At 69.8% G+C, this 23,471-nt stretch carries 14 protein-coding genes and 1 pseudogene; 6 read left to right on the top strand and 9 right to left on the bottom strand.

The window, feature by feature from the left end; all coding sequences use genetic code 11:
* Positions 1-195 (top strand): annotated as a pseudogene (locus tag FOY91_RS22035) (hypothetical protein); the annotation flags it as partial.
* On the opposite strand, the gene FOY91_RS14645 reads toward FOY91_RS22035, so the two are convergent.
* From FOY91_RS14645 to FOY91_RS14625, 5 genes are all read right to left on the bottom strand, one after another.
* Positions 137-1,432: an HlyD family type I secretion periplasmic adaptor subunit gene (locus tag FOY91_RS14645; protein WP_145153495.1), complete on the bottom strand. Its 1,296-nt coding sequence runs from the start codon at positions 1,430-1,432 to the stop codon at positions 137-139. The pseudogene FOY91_RS22035 and the gene FOY91_RS14645 sit on opposite strands and share 59 nt — an antisense overlap.
* Positions 1,429-3,576, bottom strand: coding sequence for a type I secretion system permease/ATPase (locus FOY91_RS14640; protein ID WP_238995719.1), 2,148 nt, complete (start codon positions 3,574-3,576; stop codon positions 1,429-1,431). The genes FOY91_RS14645 and FOY91_RS14640 overlap by 4 nt, the downstream gene beginning before the upstream one ends.
* Before the next feature lie 33 nt (positions 3,577-3,609).
* The gene (locus FOY91_RS14635; protein ID WP_145153492.1) at positions 3,610-5,010 is read right to left on the bottom strand and encodes a TolC family protein; all 1,401 of its coding nucleotides are present in this window, start codon (positions 5,008-5,010) and stop codon (positions 3,610-3,612) included.
* An 82-nt stretch (positions 5,011-5,092) separates the two neighbouring features.
* Positions 5,093-5,443 (bottom strand): hypothetical protein, encoded by a 351-nt coding sequence (locus FOY91_RS14630; RefSeq protein WP_145153489.1) that lies wholly within the window; start codon positions 5,441-5,443, stop codon positions 5,093-5,095.
* 25 nt (positions 5,444-5,468) lie between these two features.
* The gene (locus FOY91_RS14625) at positions 5,469-10,241 is read right to left on the bottom strand and encodes a beta strand repeat-containing protein (RefSeq protein ID WP_145153486.1); all 4,773 of its coding nucleotides are present in this window, start codon (positions 10,239-10,241) and stop codon (positions 5,469-5,471) included.
* 250 nt (positions 10,242-10,491) lie between these two features.
* Between FOY91_RS14625 and FOY91_RS14620 the strand changes: the two genes are divergently transcribed.
* From FOY91_RS14620 to FOY91_RS14600, 5 genes are all read left to right on the top strand, one after another.
* Entirely contained in the window at positions 10,492-13,782 is a 3,291-nt protein-coding gene (locus tag FOY91_RS14620) for a glycosyltransferase (protein ID WP_145153483.1), read from the top strand.
* Between the two features lie 237 nt (positions 13,783-14,019).
* On the top strand, positions 14,020-18,273 hold the full coding sequence (locus tag FOY91_RS14615) for a rhamnan synthesis F family protein (RefSeq protein WP_145153480.1): 4,254 nt from the start codon (positions 14,020-14,022) through the stop codon (positions 18,271-18,273).
* Between the two features lie 83 nt (positions 18,274-18,356).
* The gene (locus FOY91_RS14610) at positions 18,357-18,884 is read left to right on the top strand and encodes a phosphoribosyltransferase (RefSeq protein ID WP_145153477.1); all 528 of its coding nucleotides are present in this window, start codon (positions 18,357-18,359) and stop codon (positions 18,882-18,884) included.
* A 5-nt stretch (positions 18,885-18,889) separates the two neighbouring features.
* Positions 18,890-19,468, top strand: a complete 579-nt coding sequence (locus FOY91_RS14605) for an LOG family protein (protein ID WP_145153474.1) — start codon at positions 18,890-18,892, stop codon at positions 19,466-19,468.
* Positions 19,469-19,508: 40 nt separating this feature from the next.
* Complete coding sequence (locus FOY91_RS14600) at positions 19,509-19,874, top strand: MmcQ/YjbR family DNA-binding protein (protein WP_145153471.1); 366 nt, start codon at positions 19,509-19,511, stop codon at positions 19,872-19,874.
* A gap of 148 nt (positions 19,875-20,022) precedes the next feature.
* Here the strand turns inward: FOY91_RS14600 and purL are convergent, their stop codons facing one another.
* The 4 genes from purL to FOY91_RS14580 form a co-directional block, all read right to left on the bottom strand.
* Entirely contained in the window at positions 20,023-22,194 is a 2,172-nt protein-coding gene (gene purL / locus FOY91_RS14595; RefSeq protein ID WP_145153468.1) for a phosphoribosylformylglycinamidine synthase subunit PurL, read from the bottom strand.
* 74 nt (positions 22,195-22,268) lie between these two features.
* Positions 22,269-22,439: a PEP-CTERM sorting domain-containing protein gene (locus FOY91_RS14590; protein WP_145153465.1), complete on the bottom strand. Its 171-nt coding sequence runs from the start codon at positions 22,437-22,439 to the stop codon at positions 22,269-22,271.
* Between the two features lie 139 nt (positions 22,440-22,578).
* Positions 22,579-22,962, bottom strand: coding sequence for a hypothetical protein (locus FOY91_RS14585; protein WP_145153462.1), 384 nt, complete (start codon positions 22,960-22,962; stop codon positions 22,579-22,581).
* A 117-nt stretch (positions 22,963-23,079) separates the two neighbouring features.
* A partial coding sequence (locus FOY91_RS14580; RefSeq protein ID WP_145153458.1) for a DNA-deoxyinosine glycosylase occupies positions 23,080-23,471 on the bottom strand: 392 nt, incomplete at its 5' end.

Here is a 23,471-nt window from a genome sequence, read left to right as displayed (position 1 = left end):
CTGCTCGACAACGCGACCGACCGGATCGACGATGCCGCCGCGCCCAGCGACTATCGCCCGATCTTCAGCTTCGCCGACGGCCGCAGCTTCATCCACGGCTACCCCGCCGAGGCAGCGGCCCCGGCGACGATGCTCGTCAGCGCTCCCGCAGCGCCTCGCTCCGCGCTTTCAGGACTGGCTTTAGCAAGTAACTGAGCACGCTCTTGCGGCCCGTCACGATCTCCACGTCGCACATCATGCCCGGCGTGATCGGCAGCTCGCGATCGGCCGAGCGCAGCACCGATCGGCCGGTTTCCACCACCACGGTGAAATAGGCCTGCCGCTCCGCCTCGTCGTAGATGCTGTCGGGCGAGATCTGCACCACGCGCCCGTCAAGCCCGCCGTAGATCGAGAAATCATAGGCGGTCACCTTCACCACCGCCGGATCACCAACCTTGATGAAGGCGATGTACTTGGGCTTCACCCGCGTCTCCACGAGCAGCTTGTCGCCCAGCGGCACGACCTCCATGATCTTCTGCCCGGCGTTCAGATAGCCGCCCACCGTGGTCGCCTGCACGTCGTTCACCACGCCCGCCACCGGCGAGCGGATTTCGGAGCGGGCCAGCCGGCCGGTGGCACCGCGCAACTGCTGCTGGTTGACCGCGATCTTGGTGCGGATCTCGGCGCGCTCGTTCAGCGCCTCCTGGCGGAACTGCAGCCCGGCTTCCGACGCCTGCGCCTGCGCCTCGCGCATGCCGGCCATCGCGCGCGAGATGGTCTGTTCAGCCGCCCCCAGCCGGCCGCGCAGGTCGATCACCTCGCGCCGCGCGGTGAGCAATTCGGTCTGCGGCACGATCGACTTGGCGGCGAGCGGCTCCAGCATGTCCACCTGCTTCTGCGCCAGCGCGATCGAGCCGCGCAGCGACGAGGCGGTCGCCTGTGCCTCGCCGATCTCGCGCCGCTTCTGCTCCACCGCCGCGCCCAGTCCGGCGCTGCGCGCGCGCTGGGTGGAGGCACGCAACGCCTGCAACTGCGCCTCGTCCGCGCAGAACGCCGGCTGGCTGCCATCGGGGTTCGGCGCGCAATTGCCGCCGCCGCCGCCCGCCTCGCGCCCGAGCCGGTCGGCACGGGCGGAAAGCGAGGCCGTCTCGGTTTCGATCTGGCCGCGCGCGGCGGACGATTCGGTGTCGTCCATTCGCACCAGCAACTGCCCCTTGGCGACACGCTGCCCGGCGCGGACCAGGATGTTGCGGATGCTCGACGCCTCTGTCGCCTGCACCACCTGCACCTTGCTCGACGGGATCACCCGGCCTTCGCCGCGCGTGACCTCCTCCACGGGGGCCAGCGACCCCCAGATCAGGAACAGCGCGAAGCCGGCGACGATCGCGACGATCACGAGCTGCGCGCCGTGCAGGCCGCGCGCCCATGCAGTGAAACGATGCAGGTATTTCATGCCTGCGTTCCCTTGGCCAAGGCACCCAGCACGTCGTCGCGCGGGCCGTCCGCCACGATGCGGCCGCCGTCGATCACGATCAGCCGGTCGACCAGCGACAGCAGCGCGTGGCGGTGGGTGGAGATGATGAGCGTCTGATCGGGCGCGATCGCTTGGCGGAGGTAATCGATGAACACGCGCTCGCTGGCGCCGTCCATCGCCCCGGTCGGCTCGTCGAGGAACAGCAGCCGGCTGGGGCTGACGAGCGCGCGGGCCAGCACGAGGAACGCGCGCTGGCCGCCCGACAGCCGCTGGCCGCGTTCGCCGATGTCGAGATCGAAACCGGCGGCGTCGCGCCCGATGAACGAGGCCGCGCCCGAACGGTTGACCGCATCGACCAATGCCGCATCGTCGATCCGCGCCGCGCCGAGCACGAGGTTGTCGCGCACGGTGCCGCTGAACAGCTCGGCATCCTGCGAGACGTAGCGGAAGGCGTCGCGGATCGAGGCGGGCGGATATTGCCGGCTGTCCAGCCCGTCGATCGAGACTGCGCCGTCGCTCGCGGTGCGCAGCCCGCACAGCAGCCGCCCGAAGGTGGACTTGCCCGAGGCGACCCGGCCGATCACGCCGATCCGTTCCCCCGGCCGGATCGTGAGGCTGAGGTTGGAGAGCGAGGCGCGCGCCGCGTTCGGATAGCGGAACCCCGCATCGTCCAGCACGATCTCGCCGGCGCGGATCTCCGGCACCACGCTGCGGCTGCCGAGCGCGCGTTCGTCCGGCGTCTCCATCATCGTCTGGAGCGTGCTGGCGGCGAGCAGCGCCTGGCGCGCGCGCACCATCAGGAAGGCGATCTGGCCGACCGGCGCCAGCGCGCGCCCGGCGATCATGGTGATGGCGATGATCGCTCCCATCGAGATGCGCCCGGTGCTGAACAGGTAGAAGCCGCCGATGATGAGGCCGACGGTGATGCCCTGCTGGCAGAGCGTGGCCAGGTTGACGCTGGTGGCGGTCAGCCGGCGCAGCCGCTCCTGCGTGCCGGCGCTGGTGGTGGCGTGGTTGCGCCAGCGGCCCAGCATCCGGCTTTCGCCGCCGATCGCCTTCAGCGTCTCCGATGCGCCCAGCGCCTCGACGAGCGTCGTCTGCTGGAGGCTGGAATCGGCCTGCGCGTCGATCGCGGCACGGCCCATCGCGCGTTGCAGCGCGAAGCCGGCGGTCGCCATCGCGACGATCCCGGCCAGCGGCACCAGCACCAGCGGCCCGGCCAGCACCGCGATCATCGCGAGGAACAGCACGAGGAACAGCGTGTCCACCGCCAGCACGATCGAGGTGGAGGCGAAGAAATCGCGCACCGCCTCATATTCGCTGACCCGGCGGGCGAGCGCGCCGGTGCTGCCCGAGCGTGCCGACAGCGGCAGCGCCAGCACCTTGGCGAACAGGTTCTGCGACAGCCGCGCATCGAGATCGCGACCGACCTCGTCGATCAGTTGCGCGCGCGCCAACCGCAGGGTGAATTCGAGGCCCAGCGCCAGCACCACGCCGATCGCCAGCACCCACAGGCTCGCCTCGGCGCGGTTGGGGATGATGCGATCGTACACGTTCATCGTGAACAGCGGCACCGCGAAGGCGAGCAGGTTCACCACCACGGCGGCGGCGCAGACATAGCCGAGCGCACCGCGCAGCTGCCATGCCTCGCTCCAGAACCAGTGGCGGCGGGCGGCGGTGGCCCACGGCCGTTCGCCCTCGCGCTGGCGGGTGGGGTCGGCCTCGATCGTCAGGCCGTTCCCGGCGCGCGCGGACTCGATGCCGGCAAGCGGCGTCCAATATGGTTCGGGCGTGCCGGGGGTGAAGACGCGGGCGTCGCCCTCGCGCCGTTCCAGCACCAGCACCGCACCGCCGCCGTCCAGCGGCAGCAGCACAGGCAGGTCGCGCGGGCGGGTGCGGTCGAGAGGACGGCGCATCACCTGCGTGCGCATCCCCATGCCGTCGAGCGCGGCGGTCGCCTGATGGAACGGCAGCCGCCCCGCCTCGTCCAGCGCCAGCCCGGCGCGGATACGCGTGGGCGACGAGGGGCGCTCATGATGTTCCGCCAGCCAGACGAGGCAGTTCAGTACCATATCGGGCGCGTCGGCCCCGCCGGCCGACTGCCGCCACGTCTCAAAGCTCACGCATGTACCCCCGTCGATCCCGTAGCGGCCGGCCTAGTTCGGCAGCCGCCGCTCCATCACCTCGGCCGCAGGCGTCACCTTCACGTCGAACCGCGCGCGCGCGCCGGCGATGGCGGCCTTCTGCGGGGCGACATCGACGGCCGCGAGCAGTTCGTTGGTCGAGGCGAGCACGCGATACTGCGCGAACAGTTCGGCCAGTCGCGCCGTCTCGGCCTGCACGACCACATTGTAGCGCGTGTTCTGCGAATCGAGCAGATCGAGCAGCGAGCGACGGCCGACGTTGAACTGCTCGCGGTAGGAGACGATCAGGTCGTCCGCCACGGCGCGCTGGCGGTCGAGATCGCCGACCAGCCCGGCCTGGCTCCTGAGCCGGTTCCACGCGGTGCGCGCATCCTCCTCGGCCTGCCGCGTCACCTCGTGCAGGCGGAAGCGCGTCTCGCTGGCGCGGCGCGTGCTTTCCTGCACGTTGGCCTGGTCGATACCGCCGGTGTACAGGTTCCAGCGCGCGACGACGCGGCCGTACAGGTCGCTGGCGTGGCCGCGGAAACCGTCGACATCCTGGCCGTAGCGGGCGCGCCCTTCCAGCGCGACGCGCGGGCCGAGGTTGGCCTTGGCGGCATCGCGCACGGCATAGGCCGCATCGATGTCAGCCATCGCCTCGCGCACCAGCGGGTTGTTCGTGCGGGCGGCGGCGATCGCGTCTTCCAGCGTGGCGGGCAGCTTGGCGGTGAGCGCGGGCGGCACCGTGGCGCTGTCGAGCGGCAGGCCGGTCAGCGTGCGGAACGAGATGGCGGCGTTGGTCAGCTCCTCCTGCGCCTCGGTGCGGCGGGCGAGCGAGGCCTGCAGCCGTTCCTCGGCCTGCTGCTGGTCGGCGATGCTGATCGAGCCGCTGCGCACGCCTTCGCGCAGATCGTCGGTCAGCTTGCGGTGGAAGGTGATGTTGTCGTCGGCAGCGGCCACGATGCGCTGCTGGAGCAGATAGTCGATGTAACGCCGCGCCACTTCCAGCGCGATGAACTGCGAGCGTTCCTCCACCCGGTTGGCGGCGCCATCGGTGCGCGCGGCCTGTCGCGACAGCTCCGCCCGGCGCGCGCCCGAATCGAACAGCGTCTGCTCGACGAGCAGGCTGCCCTCGACCGGTGCGAGCACGTCGTCGTCCGAGCCCAGCACGCGGCGCGTGGGCGTATCGGTGCGGCGTGCGCCGGCCGATGCCTCGACCGAGACGCGCGGACGATACAGCCCCTGCGCCTGCTCGCGCTCGAACTCGATGGCTTCCTTGTTCGCCACCGCCTGGTTGATCTGCGGATTGGACTGGACCGCGACGGCGATCGCCTCGCGCAGATCGGTCGCCCCGGCGGGCGCGAGTGCGGCGCTGCCGAGCAGCATCAGTGCGATCGCGCGCAGCGACCGGGCCTTGCCGGTGGATGAGAACATTGGTCTTCCCCCTTTGGTCTTCGTCTCGTGGCGCCTGTCGGCAGCCCTATTCACGCCGTCGTTGGGCGCATGGTCGGTCGGTTCAGGCCGCGGTGGCGGGCAGCCAGATGTAGAGCTGCGCGGTGAAGGCGTAGCAGCGGCCGACCGAGTCCGGCTCGATCGTGTTGCTCTTGAGGAAGCCGTCGGCGATGCCGCAGGCGGCCTTCGCCTCGTTCGCCCATAGGAAGCGGCTGTCCTCCGCGCGCTGGATCTCGGCCATCTTGCTGGCCGCGATCGCCGCCGCCAGCCGCCACTCGATCTCGGTCCGCAGCGTGCGCGCGTCCGTCGTCTCGGCGGCCACGGGGGCGGGGGCCTTGATGTCCCGGGCCGATGCCCCTCCGGCCAGCAATGCCGAGGCGGCCAGCGCCGCTGCCGTCATCCAGGATGCTCGCAAAATCATTCTCCCCCCGTTTTGTTTGTCAGGCCGCATGGGCGACGCTGGTCACGCCGTCATGGCCGCCGCTCATGGTCATCGCGGCATGGTCGATCGCTGCCGCGATCATCGCGGCGGCCTCGTGTCCGCCCGTCACCACCGGCGCCAGATGCTGGTCCGCCGTGGCGAGCGCCGGCGCGTCGTTGGCGGCCGGGGCGGTCGTCGCGGGCGCGCTTCCGGGCGCGGCGGGCAGGGCGGCGAGCAGATTGTCGATGCTCGGCCCGGCCACGGCACCGCCGTGCAGGCTGTCGGCGACGATATCGGCGACCGTGGCGGCATGCGCCGGATCGGGCAGCGCGGCCGCCGCCGGTGCCGTTGCCGTTGCCGCCGCACCCGCCGCCGCCGGCAGCGGGATCTCGCCGATGTCGAGCAGCGCGACCGCCGGCGTCGCCACATGCGCGGCCGGCGTCGTGTCCGTGTCGTTCGCCGCGGGAGCCGCCGTCGTGGCGGCATGATCGACGCTGACGCTGGTGGCGCTTGCCGCCACCGGCTCCGCCGCGGCGACGTGGTGGCTCTCGGCAACCGTTGCGCCCGGCGTTTCGGTGGCGGCGGGCGTGGTCGCCACCGGCACCGGCGTCGTATCGACATGCGCGGCGACGACGGGGGCCGCCACCGCGGTGTCATGCAGCGTCACCGTGCTGGCGGTGCTCGCCTCATGTCCCGTCTCGGCGGCGGCGGCCATCGGGGTGGCGAGTGCCGCCACGCTTGCCAGCGCCAGTGTCGTCGCCAGCGTGCTGCCGGTCTCGGCCACCGCCGCCAGTCGCAGCCCGCTCGTGGCGGGGCGGCCGTCGATCGTGATCGTCAGCGTCGTGGAGGCGGTGTCGCCGTCGCCGTCGGTGACCGTGTAGGTGAAGCGATCGACCAGCGTGGCCCCCGGTCGCAGCGTCGCCACCGCCGGATCGGCGTTGTTCAGCGCATAGGTGTAGCTGCCGTCCGCCGCGAGCGTGAGGGTGCCGTGCGCGCCGGCGAAAGCGGTGTTGAGGTTGCTCCCCGGCCCGGTCGCATAGTTGAAGCCGAGCCCGGTCACGACCGCGCCATCCGCGCCGAGGATGTCGGCCACGCCGTCCGTCGTGTTCGCATCGGTGCCGCCCACCCCGGTCAGCACGTTGCCCGACGCGGCGGAGGCGGTCGGCGGCGTCGTGGTGGTGACGTCGTAGCTGACGCCCTTCAACGTGAACTCGGTATAGGCGTGCGTGGCGTTGTACGAGTTGCGGAACTCGTCGGCGAGCCCCGCGGGCAGGGTCGGCGGGCTCGGGTCCGGCGCCAGCGTGATCGCGGTGATGAGCCGCCCGCCGAACGCGGACGAGTCCAGCGTGACGGTCGCTTCGCCCGGCAGCGTCGTGGCGGTCGCCGAGGTGATGACGGTGGTGCTGCTGCCATCGGCGAAGCCGACGGTGACGACGGCCCGTTCCGCCTCGGGCGTGGGGGAGAAATGACGCTCCTGATAAAGCTGGTTCAGCGTCACCACGACGCGGGTCTGCCCGCTCGCGAAGTCCAGCCGGATCGCCTCGACCGTGTCGTTATAGGCGTCGATCTCGCGCGTGAACGACTGCCCGGGGGCATTGTCCGATGCGCTCAGCACGCTTGCGCCGAGATAGCGGGTCAGCGCGCCGCCGACTGCGTTCACCGTCAGCCCGTCCAGCCGCAATTCGCTGCCGCCCGGCGCCAGCGTGGCGAAGGTGGCGTCCTGATCGAAATCGACCACGACGTTGGTGGTGCTGGTGCTGCCGGCCGTGCCTGCCGTCACCCGGTCCACATCGGCGTTGGCGGTAGGTACGTCGTCCACGACCGCAAGGTTGAGCGTGCCCGTGCCGGTCGATCCGTCACGATCGGTGGCGACCACGTTCAGCGACTCGAACAGCCGTTGCGTGCCCTGGCCGGACGGATCGTTGACCGCGCCGTTCAGCGTATAGGTATAGCTCACCCGGCCGGTTGCCGCATCGAAGCCTGTGAACGCCAGTTCGTTGCCCAGCGCGGTGGTGAGGGTGGTGGCGGTGAACACCCCGCCGGCCATCAGCGTGACGCCGCCGACCGTGAGGCTGCCATAGCCGTCCGTCGCGGTGATGGCGAAGTCGCCCCCTTGCGTCAGCGCGGCGGCGGCAGGCGAGGAGCCGTTCGGCAGATTCGCCTCGAACACCGTCACGTCGCCGCCCACCGCGATCGGCTGGAGATCGCCCAGCGTCACGCCGTGATCGCGCCCGTCGATGCCGATCGTCAGCGTGGTAGTGCTGGTGTCGCCGTCACCGTCGGTGATCGTGTAGGTGAACGTCTCGGTCAGCGTGCTGCCGAGCGGCAGGTTCGCCACCGCCGGCTGGGCGCTGTTCAGCGTGTAGGCATAGCTGCCGTCCGCATTGAGCGTCAGCACACCGTAGGCGCCGGCGATCGTGCCGCCGACCCCGCCGCTGGCGACGGGCGCGGTGCCGAACACCACGCCTGTCACGCTCGCGCCGTCCGCGCCGCGCGTGTCGGCCACGCCGTCGGTCGCGTTCACGTCGGTGCCGCCCACCCCGCTCAGCACGTTGCCGTCGGCCACCGTATTGGTGCCCGGCGTGGTGGAGCTTGTGGTGTAGCTGACGCCCTTCAGCGTGAAATCCGAATAAGGGTGAGTGGCGTTGTACGAGTTGCGCAGATCGTCGGACAGCCCGGCCGGCAGCACCGGCAGGCTCGGATCCGGGCCGAGCGTGACGGTGCTGATGAGCCGTCCGCCGAACGACGCCGAATCGAGCGTGATGATCGCCTCGCCCGGCTGCACGCTCTGCGTGGCGGCAACGAGGACGGTGGCGCTGGTGCCGTCGGCGAAGCCGATCGTGACGATCGCTCGCTCGGCGACCGGCGTCGGCGCGAACTGGCTCTCGCGGTACAGTTGGTTGAGCGCGATCACGACGTTGCTCTGGGCGACCGCGAAGCCGAGGCGGATCGCCTCCGGCGTGTCGTTGTACGCGTCGACCTCGCCGGTGAAGCTCTGCCCCGGCGCCAGATCGGACGGGCTGACGACGCCCGCGCCGCCGGTCGTCTGGGCCAGCCGGCCACCGATGGTATCGACGGTGAGGCCGTTCAGCACCAGCCGCGTGCCGTCCGCGCTCAACCCGGTGTAGGTGGCCGCCTGGCTGAAATCGACGCCGACCAGCGCGGTCGTGGTTTCGCCGCCGGCGCCCACCGTCACGCGGTCCACGTCGGCACGCGCGGTAGGCACGTCGTCGACGATGGCGATGGCGAGCGTGGTGCCGGCGGTGCTGCCGTCGCTGTCGCGCGCGCTGACGGCGAAGCTGTCGCTCGTCCCGTCACCGTTCGTCGGCGCGGTGAGGGTGTAGCTGTAGGTGTAGCCGCCGCCCGCGCCGCGCACCACGGTGAGGGTACCGGAGGCGCCGTTCACCGTGCCGCCCGCCGTCACGTCCACGCCGTTGACGAGCAGCGCCGCCAGCGTGTCGCCGCCGGTGGCCACCGCGATCGTGCCCGTCGTCGTCTCACGCGTCGAGGAAGGGTCGGAACCTGCGGGCAGCCCCGCTTCCTCCACCCGCGCCGCGCCGCCGAGCGTGATGACTGGCGTGGAATCGCCGAGCAGGCCGATCGTGACGGTGGCGGTGGACTGGTCCCCGTCGCCATCGGTGATGGTGTAGGTGAAACTGTCGCCGGTCGCGCCCGGCACGGTCGGGGTGTAGGTGAACAGCCCGGTCGCCGGATTGTAGGCGACGGTGCCGCTGGCGGGCTGCGTGAAGCTGACGGCCCCGCCGGCGGTGGCCACGCCGTCCGCGCCGAACGTGTCGTTGGCGAAGGCGTTGATGACGACGGGCTGGTTCTCCGCCGTCTGCCCGGCGTTGTCGTTGCGCGCGATGGGGACGTCGTCCACCACGGCGACGGTCAGCGTGCCGGTGGCCTGCTGGCCGTCCGTGTCGGTGACGACGACGGTGAACAGTTCGCTCGTCGTATCGCCGCTGGTATTGTCGGCCAGCGTGTAGCTGAAATCATAGGCGCCGGGGCGCACGGCGGTGATCGTCAGCGTGCCGAAGGCGCCGGTGATCGTCTGCCCGGCCGCGCCGGTGAGCGCCACGCCGTTGACGCTGACGCTGCCCAGCCCGTCGTCGGCCGTGACGAGGAAGGTGCCGGTGGTCGTCTCGCTGCTGGCCGCCGCGTTCGATCCGGGCGATTCGATGCCGCGCGCGGGCAGGCCCGCCTCGTCGACCGATCCGCGCGCGGCGGTGGCGCCGCCGGGATCGAGCGCGGTGACGATCGAGATTTCGGGCAGGGAGCCGGGGCGGCGGATGTCCGGCTCCAGTTCCTCAAGCGGGCGCACGCCGAAGGCGAGCGCGGTCGGCGGCAACAGGTCGCCGATGGCGAGGCCGTCGCCGAGGCCGCCCACCGGCACCGCGAAATTGCCGCCCGAGCTGGACGGCGGACCGGCGGCGGGCTGCGGTTCCTGCCCCAGCAGCAGCGCGGCCAAGTTGACCGGCGGAATCTCGACCCCGCCCAGCACCAGCTGCGGGACATAGACGGCGCCATCGACGATCAGCAGCAGCGTACCGTCGGGCAGGTGCACCACCAGATCGCGCCCCGAAACCTCGATGCTGTCGAGCGCGGTGCCGGCCGGGAGGACGACCTGCCCGTCCGGGCCGGGATAGACCCGCTGGACGCCGGGGGCATCGGCCGCGAAGGCGGCGGTGCGGGCGCCGGCGCCGGTCCGTGCGGCGGGGGGGATCCGAGCCTGGCCCTGCGAAGCATGGTTATCGCTGTTAGCCGATATCCCGACGGATTTTGTAACCATCACCATGCCCCCGAACATTAACGCGCATGAACCATATCGCAGATAAACATCCGAATCGATTGTTTTCGAGCGCTTGTGTCGCAGCCGGAGGCCCACTGTGGCACGTTCACCATATCGTGTGCTTGCAGCCCGGTTTACGAACGTGGGTAATGCTCATCGTTAACATCGCCGGCACGGTGCCGTGCCGGCGGGGCGGGTTGCGGCGGGGCGACTTTCCGTCCAGACCGCCGGCGGCAACAGTGAGGGCGATGTGGCCGGTCTGACACGATATGGCCGGCGTCTGCGGCGATGGCTGGATCCGGCGCGGCGCGCGATCCGCCGGGGCAACCGCGCACGTGATGCAGGCGATCATGCGCGCGCCGCCGCGCTGTACGCCCGCGCCCTGCGCCATGCGCCGGACAATGCGCCGATCCACGTTCAGGCCGGCAACATGTACAAGGAAAGCGGCGATCCCGCGCGGGCGGAGCGACATTATCGCGACGCGCTCGCGCTCGACCCTGACGATCGCGACCTCAACCTGCAGCTCGCGCATTTCTACAAGCGCCACGGCCAGCCGGTCGAGGCGTTCGCCGCCTTCCGCCGTCTCGCCGACCTCGACCCCCACGCCCCGCGCGACGAACTGGATGCGGCACGCCGGCGGATCGTGCCGCTTGTCGCGCCGGGGGTGCCGGCGAACGTCCGGCGGGCGGCGGAGATGACGCTGGACGAGGCACGTGCGAGCGGGCTGATCGATCCGCCATGGTATGCAGCGCGCTATCCCGACATCGCCGACGCGGATCCGGTGGCGCACTTCTTCAACGATGGCCGATTCGAACTGCGCCAGCCCGGCCCGGGCTTCGATCCGCACTGGTATCTGCAACGTCATCCGGCGGTGGCGGTGTCGGGGCTCGACCCCTTCACCTATCATGTGGCGATCGGCCGCGCGCGCGGGCACGCCTCGACTGCGGCGGATTCGTATGCGGACTGGATCGCGCAGTACGACATGCTCGACGATCGCGACCACCGGGCGATCGATGCGCATGTCGTGGCGGAGGGGCTGGTGGCGCCGATGGTGCTGCTGGCAGTGGATGCCGCCACCGCCGGGCATGTCGGCACGGCCGTTGCCGGACTGCGGCGCCAGCGACTGGCACCGCGTCGCATCCTCCTGTGCCTCGCCCCGGATTGTCCGCCCGGCACGCGATCCGCACTTCATGCGCTGATCGCCGGCGACGACCGCTTCGCCTTCGCCGGGGATGTGGCGCACGGCGAGGTGCCCGCCGGCACGGTGGTGTTGCTCGATGCGGCGGTGGAACTGCGCGAACACGCGCTCTACGCCCTTGCGCAAGCGGCCGGGGCGGGGGCGGCGCTGGTTTATGGCGATCACGATCACGTGGTGGCCGGCGTCCGCCGCGACCCGATGTTCAAGCCCGCCGCTTCGCCCGAGCTGCTGCGCCAGGTGGATTATATCGGTGCCTTCGCACTGCTTGCGGCCGATGCCGATATCACCGGGCTTGCAGACGCGCTGGTTACGGGACGAGAGACCGCCGCGAGCCTGATCCGCGACGCTGCGCTCGCCAGGGATCGCCGGTCGATCGCACATGTGCCGTTCGTGCTTCATCACGATCACGTCGACCGCGTCGTCGCCGCCAGCCCCGTCGGACGGCGGCTGGCGGACGACGCGTTGCCGGGCGTGACGATCATCATCCCTACCCGCGACCGGATGGATCTCCTTCGTGCCTGCGTGGACAGCCTGACGGTCGCGACCGATTATCCGCCCGACCGTCTCGACATCGTGATCGTGGACAACGGATCGGTGGAACCCGCGACGCTGGACTGGCTGGCGGCGGGCGTGGCGGCCGGGCGTTTCCGCACGATCGCCGCACCGATCCCGTTCAACTATCCGCTGCTCAACAACATCGCCGTCGACACCGCCACCGGCGAGATGCTGGTGCTGCTGAACAACGATACCGAGATCGAGGATCCGGCGTGGCTGCGCGGCCTCGTGGGCTACGCGATGCTGCCCGATGTCGCGGCGGTCGGCCCGATGCTGCTGTACGACGACGATACGATCCAGCACGCCGGCATGGTGCTGGGCGTGGATGGCCTCGCCGCCCACGCCCATGTCGGGATCGGTCGAGACGCACCGGGCGCATACGGCCTTGCGCAACGCACGCGAGAGGTGGCGGCCGTGACCGGCGCCTGCCTCGCCATCCGCCGTGCGGTGTTCGAGGAGATCGGCGGGCTGGACCCGAACCTGCCGGTGGCGTTCAATGACGCGGACCTTTGCCTGTCGGCCATCGGGCGCGGCTATCGCAACCTCTACGTCTACGACGTCTGGATGCGTCATCACGAATCCCGCACCCGCGGGCGGGACGACACGCCCGAGAAGCTGAGGCAGTTCAACCGTGAGGCACGCTACGTCTGCGAGCGGCACCGCACGCTGTGCCGCGAGGATCCTTGGTACAGTCCCAACCTCGGGGTCGATCCGGGCGATCTCCATGCGCCCGCTTTTCCGCCGCGCGTGGTGCGGCCGTGGCAGCGATATCTCGACCGGCACCGGGCGCCGCGCGTGCTGCTGCTGTCCTCGGTGCTTGATGGCGGCACGGAGATCGGCCTCACGGTGGCGCGGCAGGCGGGCTACCTTCAGGCCCGGGGGTATGAGGTCGTCGTCGGGGCGCCGTTCCATGTCCTCGCCGACGATCCTCCTGCCGCGTCCGGCGTGGCACTGAGGGGCGGGCGTGATGCGGCGGCATGGGCGGCGCGCGAGTTCGATGCGATCGTGGTGCATACCCCCGGTTTCGCCGACGTCGGCCGCTGGCTGGGCGTCTGGCCGCCGGTCCTGTTGCATTATCATGGCGAGGCCGCCGAGCAGGCGGCGGGGCTTGCGGGAGACGAGGCGGGGCGCGAGGGGCGGCTGCTGGCACTGCCGTTTCTCGATCGGGCGCTGGCGCCATCGCCGGCGGTGGCCGCCGAACTGGGCCTGGATCACGCCCGGCCGTGTCCGCCCGGCGCCGACCGGCTGGGCGTATGGAGCGCGGCGCTGGCCCCGCTGCGCGCGCAGGTGCGGCACCGGCGCGGCTGGACCGACCGGATCGTGATCCTCGTCGCCGCCTCGGACAGCACCGTGACGCCCGCGTTCCGTGCGGCAATGGAGGCGTGGCAACGCGACCTCGATCCTGCGTGCAGCGCCATGGTGCTGTTCACCGCCGACCAGCGCCCGCCGCGCAACCTGCCCGGGGGCGTGACGGTGGCCCCCGCCGCGACGGCGATCGACCGGCAGGCGATCCTGGCCGGGGCCGACCTCTACTGGCACGCGCCGGGGGCCCTGACGGCGCTGGACACACTTGAAGCGGCGGCGCTGGGGCTGAAGGTGTCCGCATGGCCGTCGCCCGACGCTGGCGCCGGCGCGGTGGCGCGGGCCATGTTCGAGGCTGGAGCGGATTTGCCGGATACGGACGCGCGCCGCCCGGCATCCGCGCACGGCTGGGCTGAGACACTGGCAGTGTTCGAACGGACGCTTGCGGAAATGCACGGCCTCCCCGGCGGCCAGCCCAAGGGCTGATGCCACTGGCGGCCGTTGCATGCGTCTGGGGCCGTCCGGCCCGGATCGGGGTCCGCCGTCACTCTCCGATACGGACCTTCTTTTCGCGGTTCCTGTCGTCGGGGACGTCCGGGGCTTGCTTGATAGCGACCAAACCGTCTCGTAAGGGGGGCGCCTGATTACTGGAGTTTGCGTGTGACCGGCATCCCGTCTTCCCTCGTAGGCATCAAACAACGATTCGGACTGGGCGGGAGGAAAATGTCGGCGGCGGCGCGCGCGGCACGCAGCCGGGGCAACGCCGCACGCGACGGCGGCAACTGGCTCGATGCGAGCGTCGGTTATCGCCAGTATCTGGCGGAGCAGGCGGACGATGCGCCGCTCTGGGTGCAGCTGGGCCATGTCCTGCGCGAGGACGGGCAGTTGCAGGCCTCGCGCAACGCCTATGAGGCGGCGCTGGCGCTCAACGCGCGCGATCCCGATGCGAACTTCTTCTACGGCGTGCTGCTCAAGCAGCTCGGTGATATGCCCACCGCCGCTCAGGCATTCCGTACCAGTTTCCAGGCCGACGGCAACGACAACGCCCGTCGCGAGCTGGAGACGCGCGAGATCGCCGAGGCGCTGGGTGCGTCGGTGCAGGCATCCCCCGCCTATCTCGGCGACTTCATCCCGCTTCGCAACGATCGCCGCGTCGGCACGATCGATCGGGTGGCCGGCAATGATATCAGCGGCTGGGCGGTCAACCCCGAAGATCCCAGTCAACCAGCGGAGATCGAGTTCCGGACCGGCGGCAGGGTGATCGGCGCGGCGGTCAGCACCCTGTTCCGCACGGATGTCGCCCTGCTCGGGCTCGGCACCACCACCGCCGGCTTCGTTGCCACGCTGAAACTCGATACGCGCGATCACAGCATCGTCACCGTCCACGCCTATCTAAAGAGCACCGGCGACGAGCTGGAGCATTCTCCCTTCGAGACGACCGGCTTCTCCCCGCTGATGGGGCACAGCGAGGGCGACCAGGTGACGACCGCCCGGTTCGCGGTCGCCAAGCAGTTCGTCTGGCGTGACAATGCCGAGACCGCCCTGTTCGTGACGCACTCGCCCGACGGCGTGCTCAAGCCGCACATCCTGCCGTACATGCAGGCGCTGCGCGACAACGGGATCGACGTCCTGCTGATCGTTGTCGCCGATCGGCCCGTGCGCCTGAACCGCGCCCAGCTCGAAGTGGTAGCGGGCGCGATCGTGCGGGAGAATGTCGGCTATGATTTCGCCGCGTGGGCACACGGTCTGCGGCTCTATCCCGAACTCTACCGCTCGGAGATCCTGTACTGCATCAACGACAGCATGTTTGGACCGAACAGCCCGGCCGCCTTTGCCGAGATGCTGCGGCGCCTGCGTGAATCCGACGCGGACTTCGTCGGGCTGACCGAGAACCATGAGAATCGTTGGCACATTCAGAGCTATTTCATGGCGATGAAACGGCCGCTGTTGTCCTGCGTGGCCGTGCAGAACTTTTTCGGCACGATGGTGAATCTGCCCGGCAAGCAGGCGGTGATCGATACCTACGAGATCAAGCTGGCACCGCTGGTCGAGGCGAACGGTTTCAAGGCGGAGGCGTTATTCGCCAGTAACGATCCGCGCAACGCGACGATGTACGCCTGGCGCGAGCTGATCGAGGACGGCTTTCCCTTCGTCAAGACGCTGCTGTTCCGCGAACATTCCTACCTGTTCAATATCGACAAGTGGGATCGCTATCTCGCGAAGGCCGGCTTCGATGTTGGTCTTTTGAAAGATGTGCTGAAGCATCAGGGCGTCACCGGGTACGTGCCGCCCGACTTCCCCCTGCTGACGATGCCGGTCGACAAAACGCGGGACTACCAGCCAGGCATCGATTCGAAGCTGAAGGTCTCATTCTACGGCCCCTGGAATTACGACAACGGTCTAGGCTTCGGGAGTCGCGGCCTGATCGCGGCAATCCGCACGACCGGCGTGCTGCTCAACCTGCATCCCGTGAAGAAGCCGTTCCATATCCACCGGCCGCTTGGTCCCGCTTTCGATATCCGCGATTTCGAGGGGCCGGCCGATATCGCCATCGTCAACCTGAACCCCGACAGCTGGCAGTTGCTGACGGACGTCCAGCGGCAGGACATCATGCGTGCGGGCAAGCGTATCGGCCACTGGGTGTGGGAGATGTCGCACATTCCGGAGGGCTGGCATCAGGAATTCGCCTCGGTGGACCGCATCTGGGCGCCGAGCGGCTATTGCGCCAAACTGTTCGACGCGCAGGAGCAGGCGCCGGTCGACGTGGTGCCTTATGGGGTGCCGCTGCCGGAATCGAGCCTGACGGCGGCGGATCGCGCCGCCATGCTGGCATCGCTCGGCCTGCCCGCGTCGCAGCGGATCATCCTCTACGTGTTCGATGGATCGAGCTACCTGATCCGCAAGAACCCGCACGCGCTGGTGCGGGCGTTCGCGGCATCGGGCCTTGCCCGGCGCGGCTGGACGCTGGTGCTGAAGACGAAGCACCTCATGGACCGGCCGGAAGAAGGCAAGGCGTTCGAGGCGCTGACCGCAAAGACGGCCAATGTCGTGCTCATCAACCGGTCGCTGCCGCAGAACGAACTGCAGGACCTGTTCACCGCCGCCGATATCTACGCATCGCCGCACTGCTCGGAGGGCTTCGGCCTGACGATCGCGGAGGCGATGGGGGCCGGCAAGCCCGTTGTGGCGACCGATTTTTCCGGCAGCACCGAATTCCTCGATGCCAGCTGCGGCTATCCCGTCCGGGCGGAGCCTTATCAGTTGACCGAGGATTTCGGTCATTACACCAAGGGCGGCGAATGGGCGCTGATCGACGAAAAGGCGCTGGCCGAGGCGCTGACGCAGGCGGCCGAGGCGCTGGCCGCCGGGGATAACCGGATCGGCGAGGCCGCACGCCGGCGCATCCGCGATCGTCTGTCGTACGAAAGCGTTGGCGAGCGGATCAGCGAGAGCTTCGCGGCGATTTTCGAGGAGACGGTGCCGCGCTGGCGTACGCCGTCGCCGCTCAGCACGAAGTTGCTGGCCGGGCGCTCGCTCGGCGAGGTCGATCTCGGGCCGAACGTGCATGTGTATCCGCTGTGTGCAGACAGTCTTGCGCCGGACGAGCGGAACGAGCTGGAGCGCGTCCCTCCGCAGCCCGACCATTGGCTGCTGATCGCCCCGGCGGATGCGAAGATCGACCCGCATTTCCGCAGCGTGTTCCTGGCATTCGCCGCCGTCAGGCCGGACGTGGCGATCTTCTACGCCGATGACGTGGCCGCCGGCGAGGACGGGCTGGGCGCGCAGTTGCGGCTGAAGCCGGAGTTCGATTTCACCCTGTTCGCCGCACAGGACTATATCGGCGTGCCGTTGCTGGTGCGCGGATCGGCGCTGCATTCGCTGGGCGGGTTGCGGTATGATCTCGGTGAGGCGGCGCTGACCGACCTGGTGCTGCGTGCCTGGGCCGGCGGCCATTCGATCGCCCGCGTGCCGTTCGTGCTGCTCGGCCATCCCGGCAAGCGGCCGACCGTGCCCGCCGCGGCGCGGCAGGCGCTGTTCGCGGCGCACCCGGCGATGAGCGGTCACGAGGTCGGGTCGGGCCTTACCCCCGAGACGCTGCGGCTGTCGCGCAAGCGCGACGACCGGACGCTGCCGCCGGTCACGCTGCTGGTGCCGACCCGGCGCAGCGAGACGCCGGACGGGCGGATCTATGTCGAGCGGCTGCTCGACAGCTTGGCATCGACCGACTGGCCTATGGACAAGCTGCACGTGCTGATCGCCGACGACGTGACCGGCACCCCCGACTGGGCGACGAAGCGCCGCCCGTTTTCCGTCCGCCGGATCGAGACGCCGCGCGCGCCGGAGGTGCCGTTCAACTACGCCGCCAAGATGAACATCCTGTGGCGGGCCGCCGAGACCGACCATTTCGTGATGCTCAACGACGATGTCGAGGCGCGCGATGCCGGCTGGCTGCGGGCGCTGATGGACTTCGCCGTCGGCGAGGATGTCGGCGCGGTGGGGCCGCTGCTGATGTACGAGAACGGATCGATCCAGCATGCCGGCGTCGTCGGCGGACTGCTGGGGGTGTGCGCGCACGCCTGGCTCTATCGCCGTTCGGTTGAAGGCACCTATCAGGATTGGGCGCTGACCCACCGCGAATGGTCGATGATTACCGGCGCGGTGGTCGCCACCCGGCGCTCGATGATGGAGCGGGTGAATGGCTTTGACGAGCGGTTCGCGCTGGAGTTCAACGATATCGATCTGTGCCTGCGGCTGCGTGCCACCGGCGCGCGGATCGTCTACACGCCGCACGCGCGGATGACGCACGCCGAGAAGGCCTCGCGCGGGACGACGGCCCCGCCGCCGGAGGACATCGCGCTGTTTCTGCGGCGCTGGAAGGACTGGCTGGCCAACGATCCGGCGTTCCACCCGGCGATGGACCATCACCGCTTTGACCTGCAGCCGGGGTACCGGCCGGACGACTGGTTCGTCCGCTAGGGATGCAAAGGGCGTCGTCGCGCGGTTGCGCGGGCGGCGCCTGTCGCGCTATCGCGCCGGCCTGAGAGCGCGAGGATCCGACCATGACCACCGGCCAGCCGGTGCTGAGCACCATCTCCCAGGATCGTTTCGTCGCCGACGTGCAGGCGCTGGCGACGCGGCTGGAGGAGGATGGCTGGCAGCCTGACTTCATCGTCGGCATCGGGCGCGGTGGGCTGGTGCCGGCGGCGTACCTGTCCCATCGCACCGGCATCGCGATGCTGTCGATCGATTATTCGGCGCGCGTGCCCGGCTTTGCCGACGAGTTGCTGACCAAGCTGGCGGCAATGAGCGCGGCCGGCCGGCGACTGCTGTTCCTCGACGACATCAACGACAGCGGCGCCACGCTGCTCGATCTGCGGGAAACATTGCTGGCGCAGGGCGGCGATGCGGCCAATCTGCGCGTCGCGGTGCTTATCAGCAACGACCGATCGCGCGCGACGGTGGACTATTGCGCGCGCACGATCGACCGCGCGACCGACAAGCAATGGTATGTGTTCCCATGGGAGTCGGTCGCACCCATGTCCGCGCTGATCGACGAGGCGCGTGACGTGCCCGAGCGGCTGGCCTGAGAGCGATGCGGGTCTGCGTGTTCCTCGGCTCCAGCCTCGGCATATCGCCCGTCTATGCTGCCGCCGCGCGGGATTTCGGCCGGATGATCGCGGGGCGCGGCTACGGTCTGGTCTATGGCGGCGGCTCGATCGGGCTGATGGGGGTGATCGCCGACGCCGCCAGCGAGGCGGGTGGCGAGGTGATCGGCGTGATCCCGGAGGCCCTGCGGCGGCGCGAGTTCGATCATCGCGGGCTGGCCGAACTGCACGTCGTGAAATCCATGCACGAACGCAAGGCGCTGATGGCCGAGCTTTCCGACGGGTTCGTCGCGCTGCCCGGCGGGATCGGCACGTTCGAGGAGCTGTTCGAGACGTGGACGTGGGCGCAACTGGGCTATCATGACAAGCCATGCGGCCTGCTCAACGTAAACGGCTTCTACGATGCGATGTCCGGCTTCATCGACCATGTCGTGGCCGAGGGATTCCTGCGGCCGGCGGACCGTGCGCGGCTGATCGTCACGCACGATCCGGCGGCGATGCTCGATGCCGTGGCCGGGTTCGTCGCGCCGCCCGCCCGCCGCTGGATCGACGACAGCGAGGCGTGACGACGGTTGCGCGGCCCGGTGCGCGGCGTATCCTCTCCCGATGCTCGCGACAGATCCCGATGGCGTACTGATCCGGCTACGCGACCTGTGCCTTGCCCTGCCGCTGACGGCGGAGAAGGTGTCGCACGGGGCGCCCGCCTTCTCGGTGAAGGGGCGGATGTTCGCTTATTTCCGTCACGACCATCATGGCGACAGGCGCACCGTCGTCTGCGTCAGGACCGGCGGCCGCGACGAGCAGGACATGTTGATCGAACTTGATCCCGATCGCTACAGTTGGCCTGCCTATATCGGTTCGTCGGGCTGGATCGCGATCGACCTCGCCGAGCCGGACTGGCTGCTGGTGGAGCAGCGGATGGCGACGAGCTGGCGCCTGGCCGCGCCGTCGTCGCTGGCCGGGATGGTGTGATCCCCGTTCAGCGCCGCGCCTTGTCGAGCGAAAAGCCCCCTTGTGTCGAGCGAAGTCGAGACACCCGGCATCGCGGCCGTACCGCGCCCCTCGACTTCGCTCGGGGTATGGAGTTGCGCCCTGACCCGATTTTGCCGGCCGGCCCGGATCAGCCGAGCGCGGCGCGGCCCATCAGGGTGGGGAAGAAGCCCTCGTGCGCGGTGCGCAGGTCGGCCAGGGGCACGCCGGCCACGCTCTCGCCGCCGGTCACGCCGATCGCCGTCGCGCCCTCCGGCAGCGGCACGCCGGCGGGCAGCGTCACGAGATAGCGCGCCTGGTCCTCACCGAAGGCAGGCCCCGCACCGTCCAGCAGCGTCAGCTCGGCGCCGATGTTCCCGGCCAGCGCCATCTCGGCGATCGCCACCAGCAGGCCGCCGTCGGACACGTCGTGCACCGCGCTCACCGCGCCGGACTGGATCAGTGTGCGCACCATGTCGCCGTTGGCGCGCTCCGTCGCCAGATCGACCGGCGGCGGCGGGCCGTCCTCGCGGCCGGCGATCTCGCGCAGCCACAGCGACTGGCCGAGGTGGCCCCGCGTCTCGCCGATCAGCGCGATCGTCTCGCCCGCCGACTTGAAGGCGATCGTCGCGCTCTTGGTCCAGTCCGCCAGCAGCCCGATCGCCCCGATCGCCGGGGTCGGCAGGATGGCGGAGCCGCCGCCGGTCGCCTTGCTCTCGTTGTAGAGCGACACGTTGCCCGACACGATCGGGAAGTCGAGCGCGATGCACGCCTCGCTCATCCCCTCGAGGCAGCCGACGATCTGGCCCATGATCTCGGGCCGCTGCGGGTTGGCGAAGTTGAGGCAGTTGGTGACGGCGAGCGGCGTCGCGCCCACCGCCGTCAGGTTGCGCCACGCCTCGGCCACCGCCTGCCGACCGCCTTCCACCGGATCGGCGAAGCAGTAGCGCGGGGTGCAGTCAGTCGTCATCGCCAGCCCCTTGGGCGTGCCGTGGACGCGCACCACCGCCGCGTCGCCGCCGGGGCGCTGCACCGTGTCCGCGCCGACCATGTGGTCATACTGTTCCCAGATCCAGCGGCGGCTGGCGATATCGGGGGAGGCCATCAGCCGCAGCAGGTCCGCGCCGACGCCGCCGCTTTCGGGGACGTCGGCGAGGGGAGCGCGCTTCGGTGTCGGCACATGCGGCCGGTCGTAGAGCGGCGCCTCGTCCGCCAGCGGGGCCAGCGGAATGTCGGCGACGGTTTCGCCCTGCCACGTCAGCACCATGTGGCCGGTTTCGGTCACGCGGCCGATCACGGCAAAATCCAGCTCCCACTTGCGGAAGATGGCCTCGGCGAAATCCTCGCGGCCCGGCTTCAGGACCATCAGCATACGCTCCTGCGATTCGGAGAGCATCATCTCGTACGGCGTCATGCCGGTTTCGCGGCAGGGCACGGCGTCCATGTCCAGCTCGATCCCGACGCCGCCCTTGCTCGCCATCTCGACCGAGGAGGAGGTGAGGCCGGCGGCGCCCATGTCCTGGATCGCCACGATCGCATCGGACGCCATCAGTTCGAGACAGGCCTCGATCAGCAGCTTCTCGGTAAACGGGTCGCCCACCTGCACGGTCGGCCGCTTGGCTTCCGAATCCTCGCCGAAATCGGCCGAGGCCATCGTCGCGCCGTGGATGCCGTCGCGCCCGGTCTTGGAACCGACATAGACGATCGGATTGCCGACGCCGGAGGCCGCCGAATAGAATATCTTGTCGGTATCGGCGATGCCCACCGTCATCGCGTTGACGAGGATGTTGCCGTCATAGGCCGGGTGGAAGTTCACCTCGCCGCCCACCGTGGGCACGCCCACGCAGTTGCCGTAGCCGCCGATGCCGGAGACGACGCCCGAGATCAGATGGCGCATCCGGGGGTGATCGGGCCGGCCGAAACGCAGCGCGTTGAGGTTGGCGATCGGCCGCGCGCCCATGGTGAACACGTCGCGCAGGATGCCGCCCACGCCGGTCGCCGCGCCCTGATACGGCTCGATGTAGCTGGGGTGGTTATGGCTCTCCATCTTGAAGATGGCGGCCTGGCCGTCGCCGATATCCACCACGCCGGCGTTCTCGCCGGGGCCGCAGATGACCTGCGGGCCGGTGGTCGGCAGCTTCTTCAGGTGGAGGCGGCTGGATTTGTAGCTGCAATGCTCGGACCACATGACCGAGAAGATGCCCAGCTCGGTGATGTTCGGCTCACGCCCCATGGCGTGCAGCACGCGCTCATATTCCTCGGGGCTGAAGCCGTGGTCGGCGACGATCTGGGGGGTGATGGCGGAGGCGCTGGGCTGGGTCATGCGCGCAGCCGATAGCGAAGCGCGCGGGGCTTGTCAGCCGCTCGTGCGCGGTGGGGCGTTAATAGGCGGGTGTTCTAGCGCCGTCGCGAGAGACGACGGCCGATCACAAGGCCCACCGCGCCCAGCACCAGCAGCGAAACCGAAGCCGGTTCCGGCACGCGCGCGGCGCGGCCCTCGGCAGCCATGGCAGGTGCGGCGGCGATCAGCGCGGCCATGCCGAACAGGGTCAGGCGGAAGCGGGACATGGCGCGGTCATAGGCTGGACCGTGACCAAACGAAACGAATAAGCGACGAACCGTGTTGCATTGCACACATCACGGTCCGGAAAAAAGAAAGGGCCGGCGGTTGATGCCGCCGGCCCGAATGGGAGCATGTCGGTGCGCGTCAGGCCTTGCAGCTCTGGCTCGGCTTGCCGGGCTGGGTGATGGTCACTTCCTTGCCCGTGCCCGAAACCGAATAACCGCCGCCGGTCAGCGGCTTGCCGGCTTCCTCGGCGACCAGCTTGGTGACGGTGCCGTCCTTCACCGCGCGCAGGTCGGCGGTTTTCTCGCCACCGTAGAAATCGATGTAGAGCAGGCTGTTGTCCTTGCAGCGGAAGGTGCGGCTGGCGATCAGCGGCGGCGGCAGTTCGATCGGCGGGGCGGCGGTGGCCGTGTTGGCCTCGGCCGCGCCATCGGCGGTCGCCGTCTCGGTCTTGGAGTTGCACGCCGCGAGCACGGCCAGAAGCGCGAGCGGAGCCGCGCGGAGAAGGGGGGGGAGGTTTTTCATAGCGAGCGGAGTCTCCACGATTGGCGCGTTCGTCGTCAAGCCGGACTTTTCGACGATCACGGCAGATTGTTTCGCGCCTTAACGCGGAAACTTGTCCCGCGCATGAACGGGGGGGCGTCAGAGAAACGCGCGCAGCCCCAGCCATGCCGCCTGTTTCGCGGCGAACGACAGGGTGTAGGCAGGGCTGCTCGATGGCAGCGCCAGCGTGGCGTGGCGCGTGGCCAGCGCGGGAAAGTGCCGCGTCGCCAGCGTGGCCGCCTTGGCCCCGTTGAAGCCCAGTGCCGCCAGTCGCGGCAGCCCGGCGGCAAGCCTGGCGAGGTCGTTGGCGGCGGGATCGCGGATCGCGCTGTCCAGGCTGCCCTCGCGCGTCGCCTCGGCCACCATGTCCCACAGGCCGATGCCGGCGTCGCCCAGCGCCGCCAGCCGTGCCTCGTAGGGCATCGTCGTCAGGTCGCGCTCGATCACGCCGCCCACCAGCCGCCAGAACTGGTTCTGGGGGTGTGCATAAT

Source organism: Alterirhizorhabdus solaris, assembly GCF_007785815.1.
GTDB lineage: Bacteria > Pseudomonadota > Alphaproteobacteria > Sphingomonadales > Sphingomonadaceae > Alterirhizorhabdus > Alterirhizorhabdus solaris.
The sequence above is the reverse complement of the archived record's forward strand: the minus strand, read 5'-3'. Positions and strand labels throughout refer to the sequence as shown.

Coding starts and splice junctions, on each gene's coding strand:
- purL (WP_145153468.1), bottom strand. CDS start 22,194: ATGACCCAGCCCAGCGCCTCCGCCATCACCCCCCAGATCGTCGCCGAC.
- FOY91_RS14590 (WP_145153465.1), bottom strand. CDS start 22,439: ATGTCCCGCTTCCGCCTGACCCTGTTCGGCATGGCCGCGCTGATCGCC.
- FOY91_RS14615 (WP_145153480.1), top strand. CDS start 14,020: ATGTCGGCGGCGGCGCGCGCGGCACGCAGCCGGGGCAACGCCGCACGC.
- FOY91_RS14635 (WP_145153492.1), bottom strand. CDS start 5,010: ATGTTCTCATCCACCGGCAAGGCCCGGTCGCTGCGCGCGATCGCACTG.
- FOY91_RS14610 (WP_145153477.1), top strand. CDS start 18,357: ATGACCACCGGCCAGCCGGTGCTGAGCACCATCTCCCAGGATCGTTTC.
- FOY91_RS14600 (WP_145153471.1), top strand. CDS start 19,509: ATGCTCGCGACAGATCCCGATGGCGTACTGATCCGGCTACGCGACCTG.
- FOY91_RS14645 (WP_145153495.1), bottom strand. CDS start 1,432: ATGAAATACCTGCATCGTTTCACTGCATGGGCGCGCGGCCTGCACGGC.
- FOY91_RS14605 (WP_145153474.1), top strand. CDS start 18,890: ATGCGGGTCTGCGTGTTCCTCGGCTCCAGCCTCGGCATATCGCCCGTC.
- FOY91_RS14585 (WP_145153462.1), bottom strand. CDS start 22,962: ATGAAAAACCTCCCCCCCCTTCTCCGCGCGGCTCCGCTCGCGCTTCTG.
- FOY91_RS14625 (WP_145153486.1), bottom strand. CDS start 10,241: ATGGTTACAAAATCCGTCGGGATATCGGCTAACAGCGATAACCATGCT.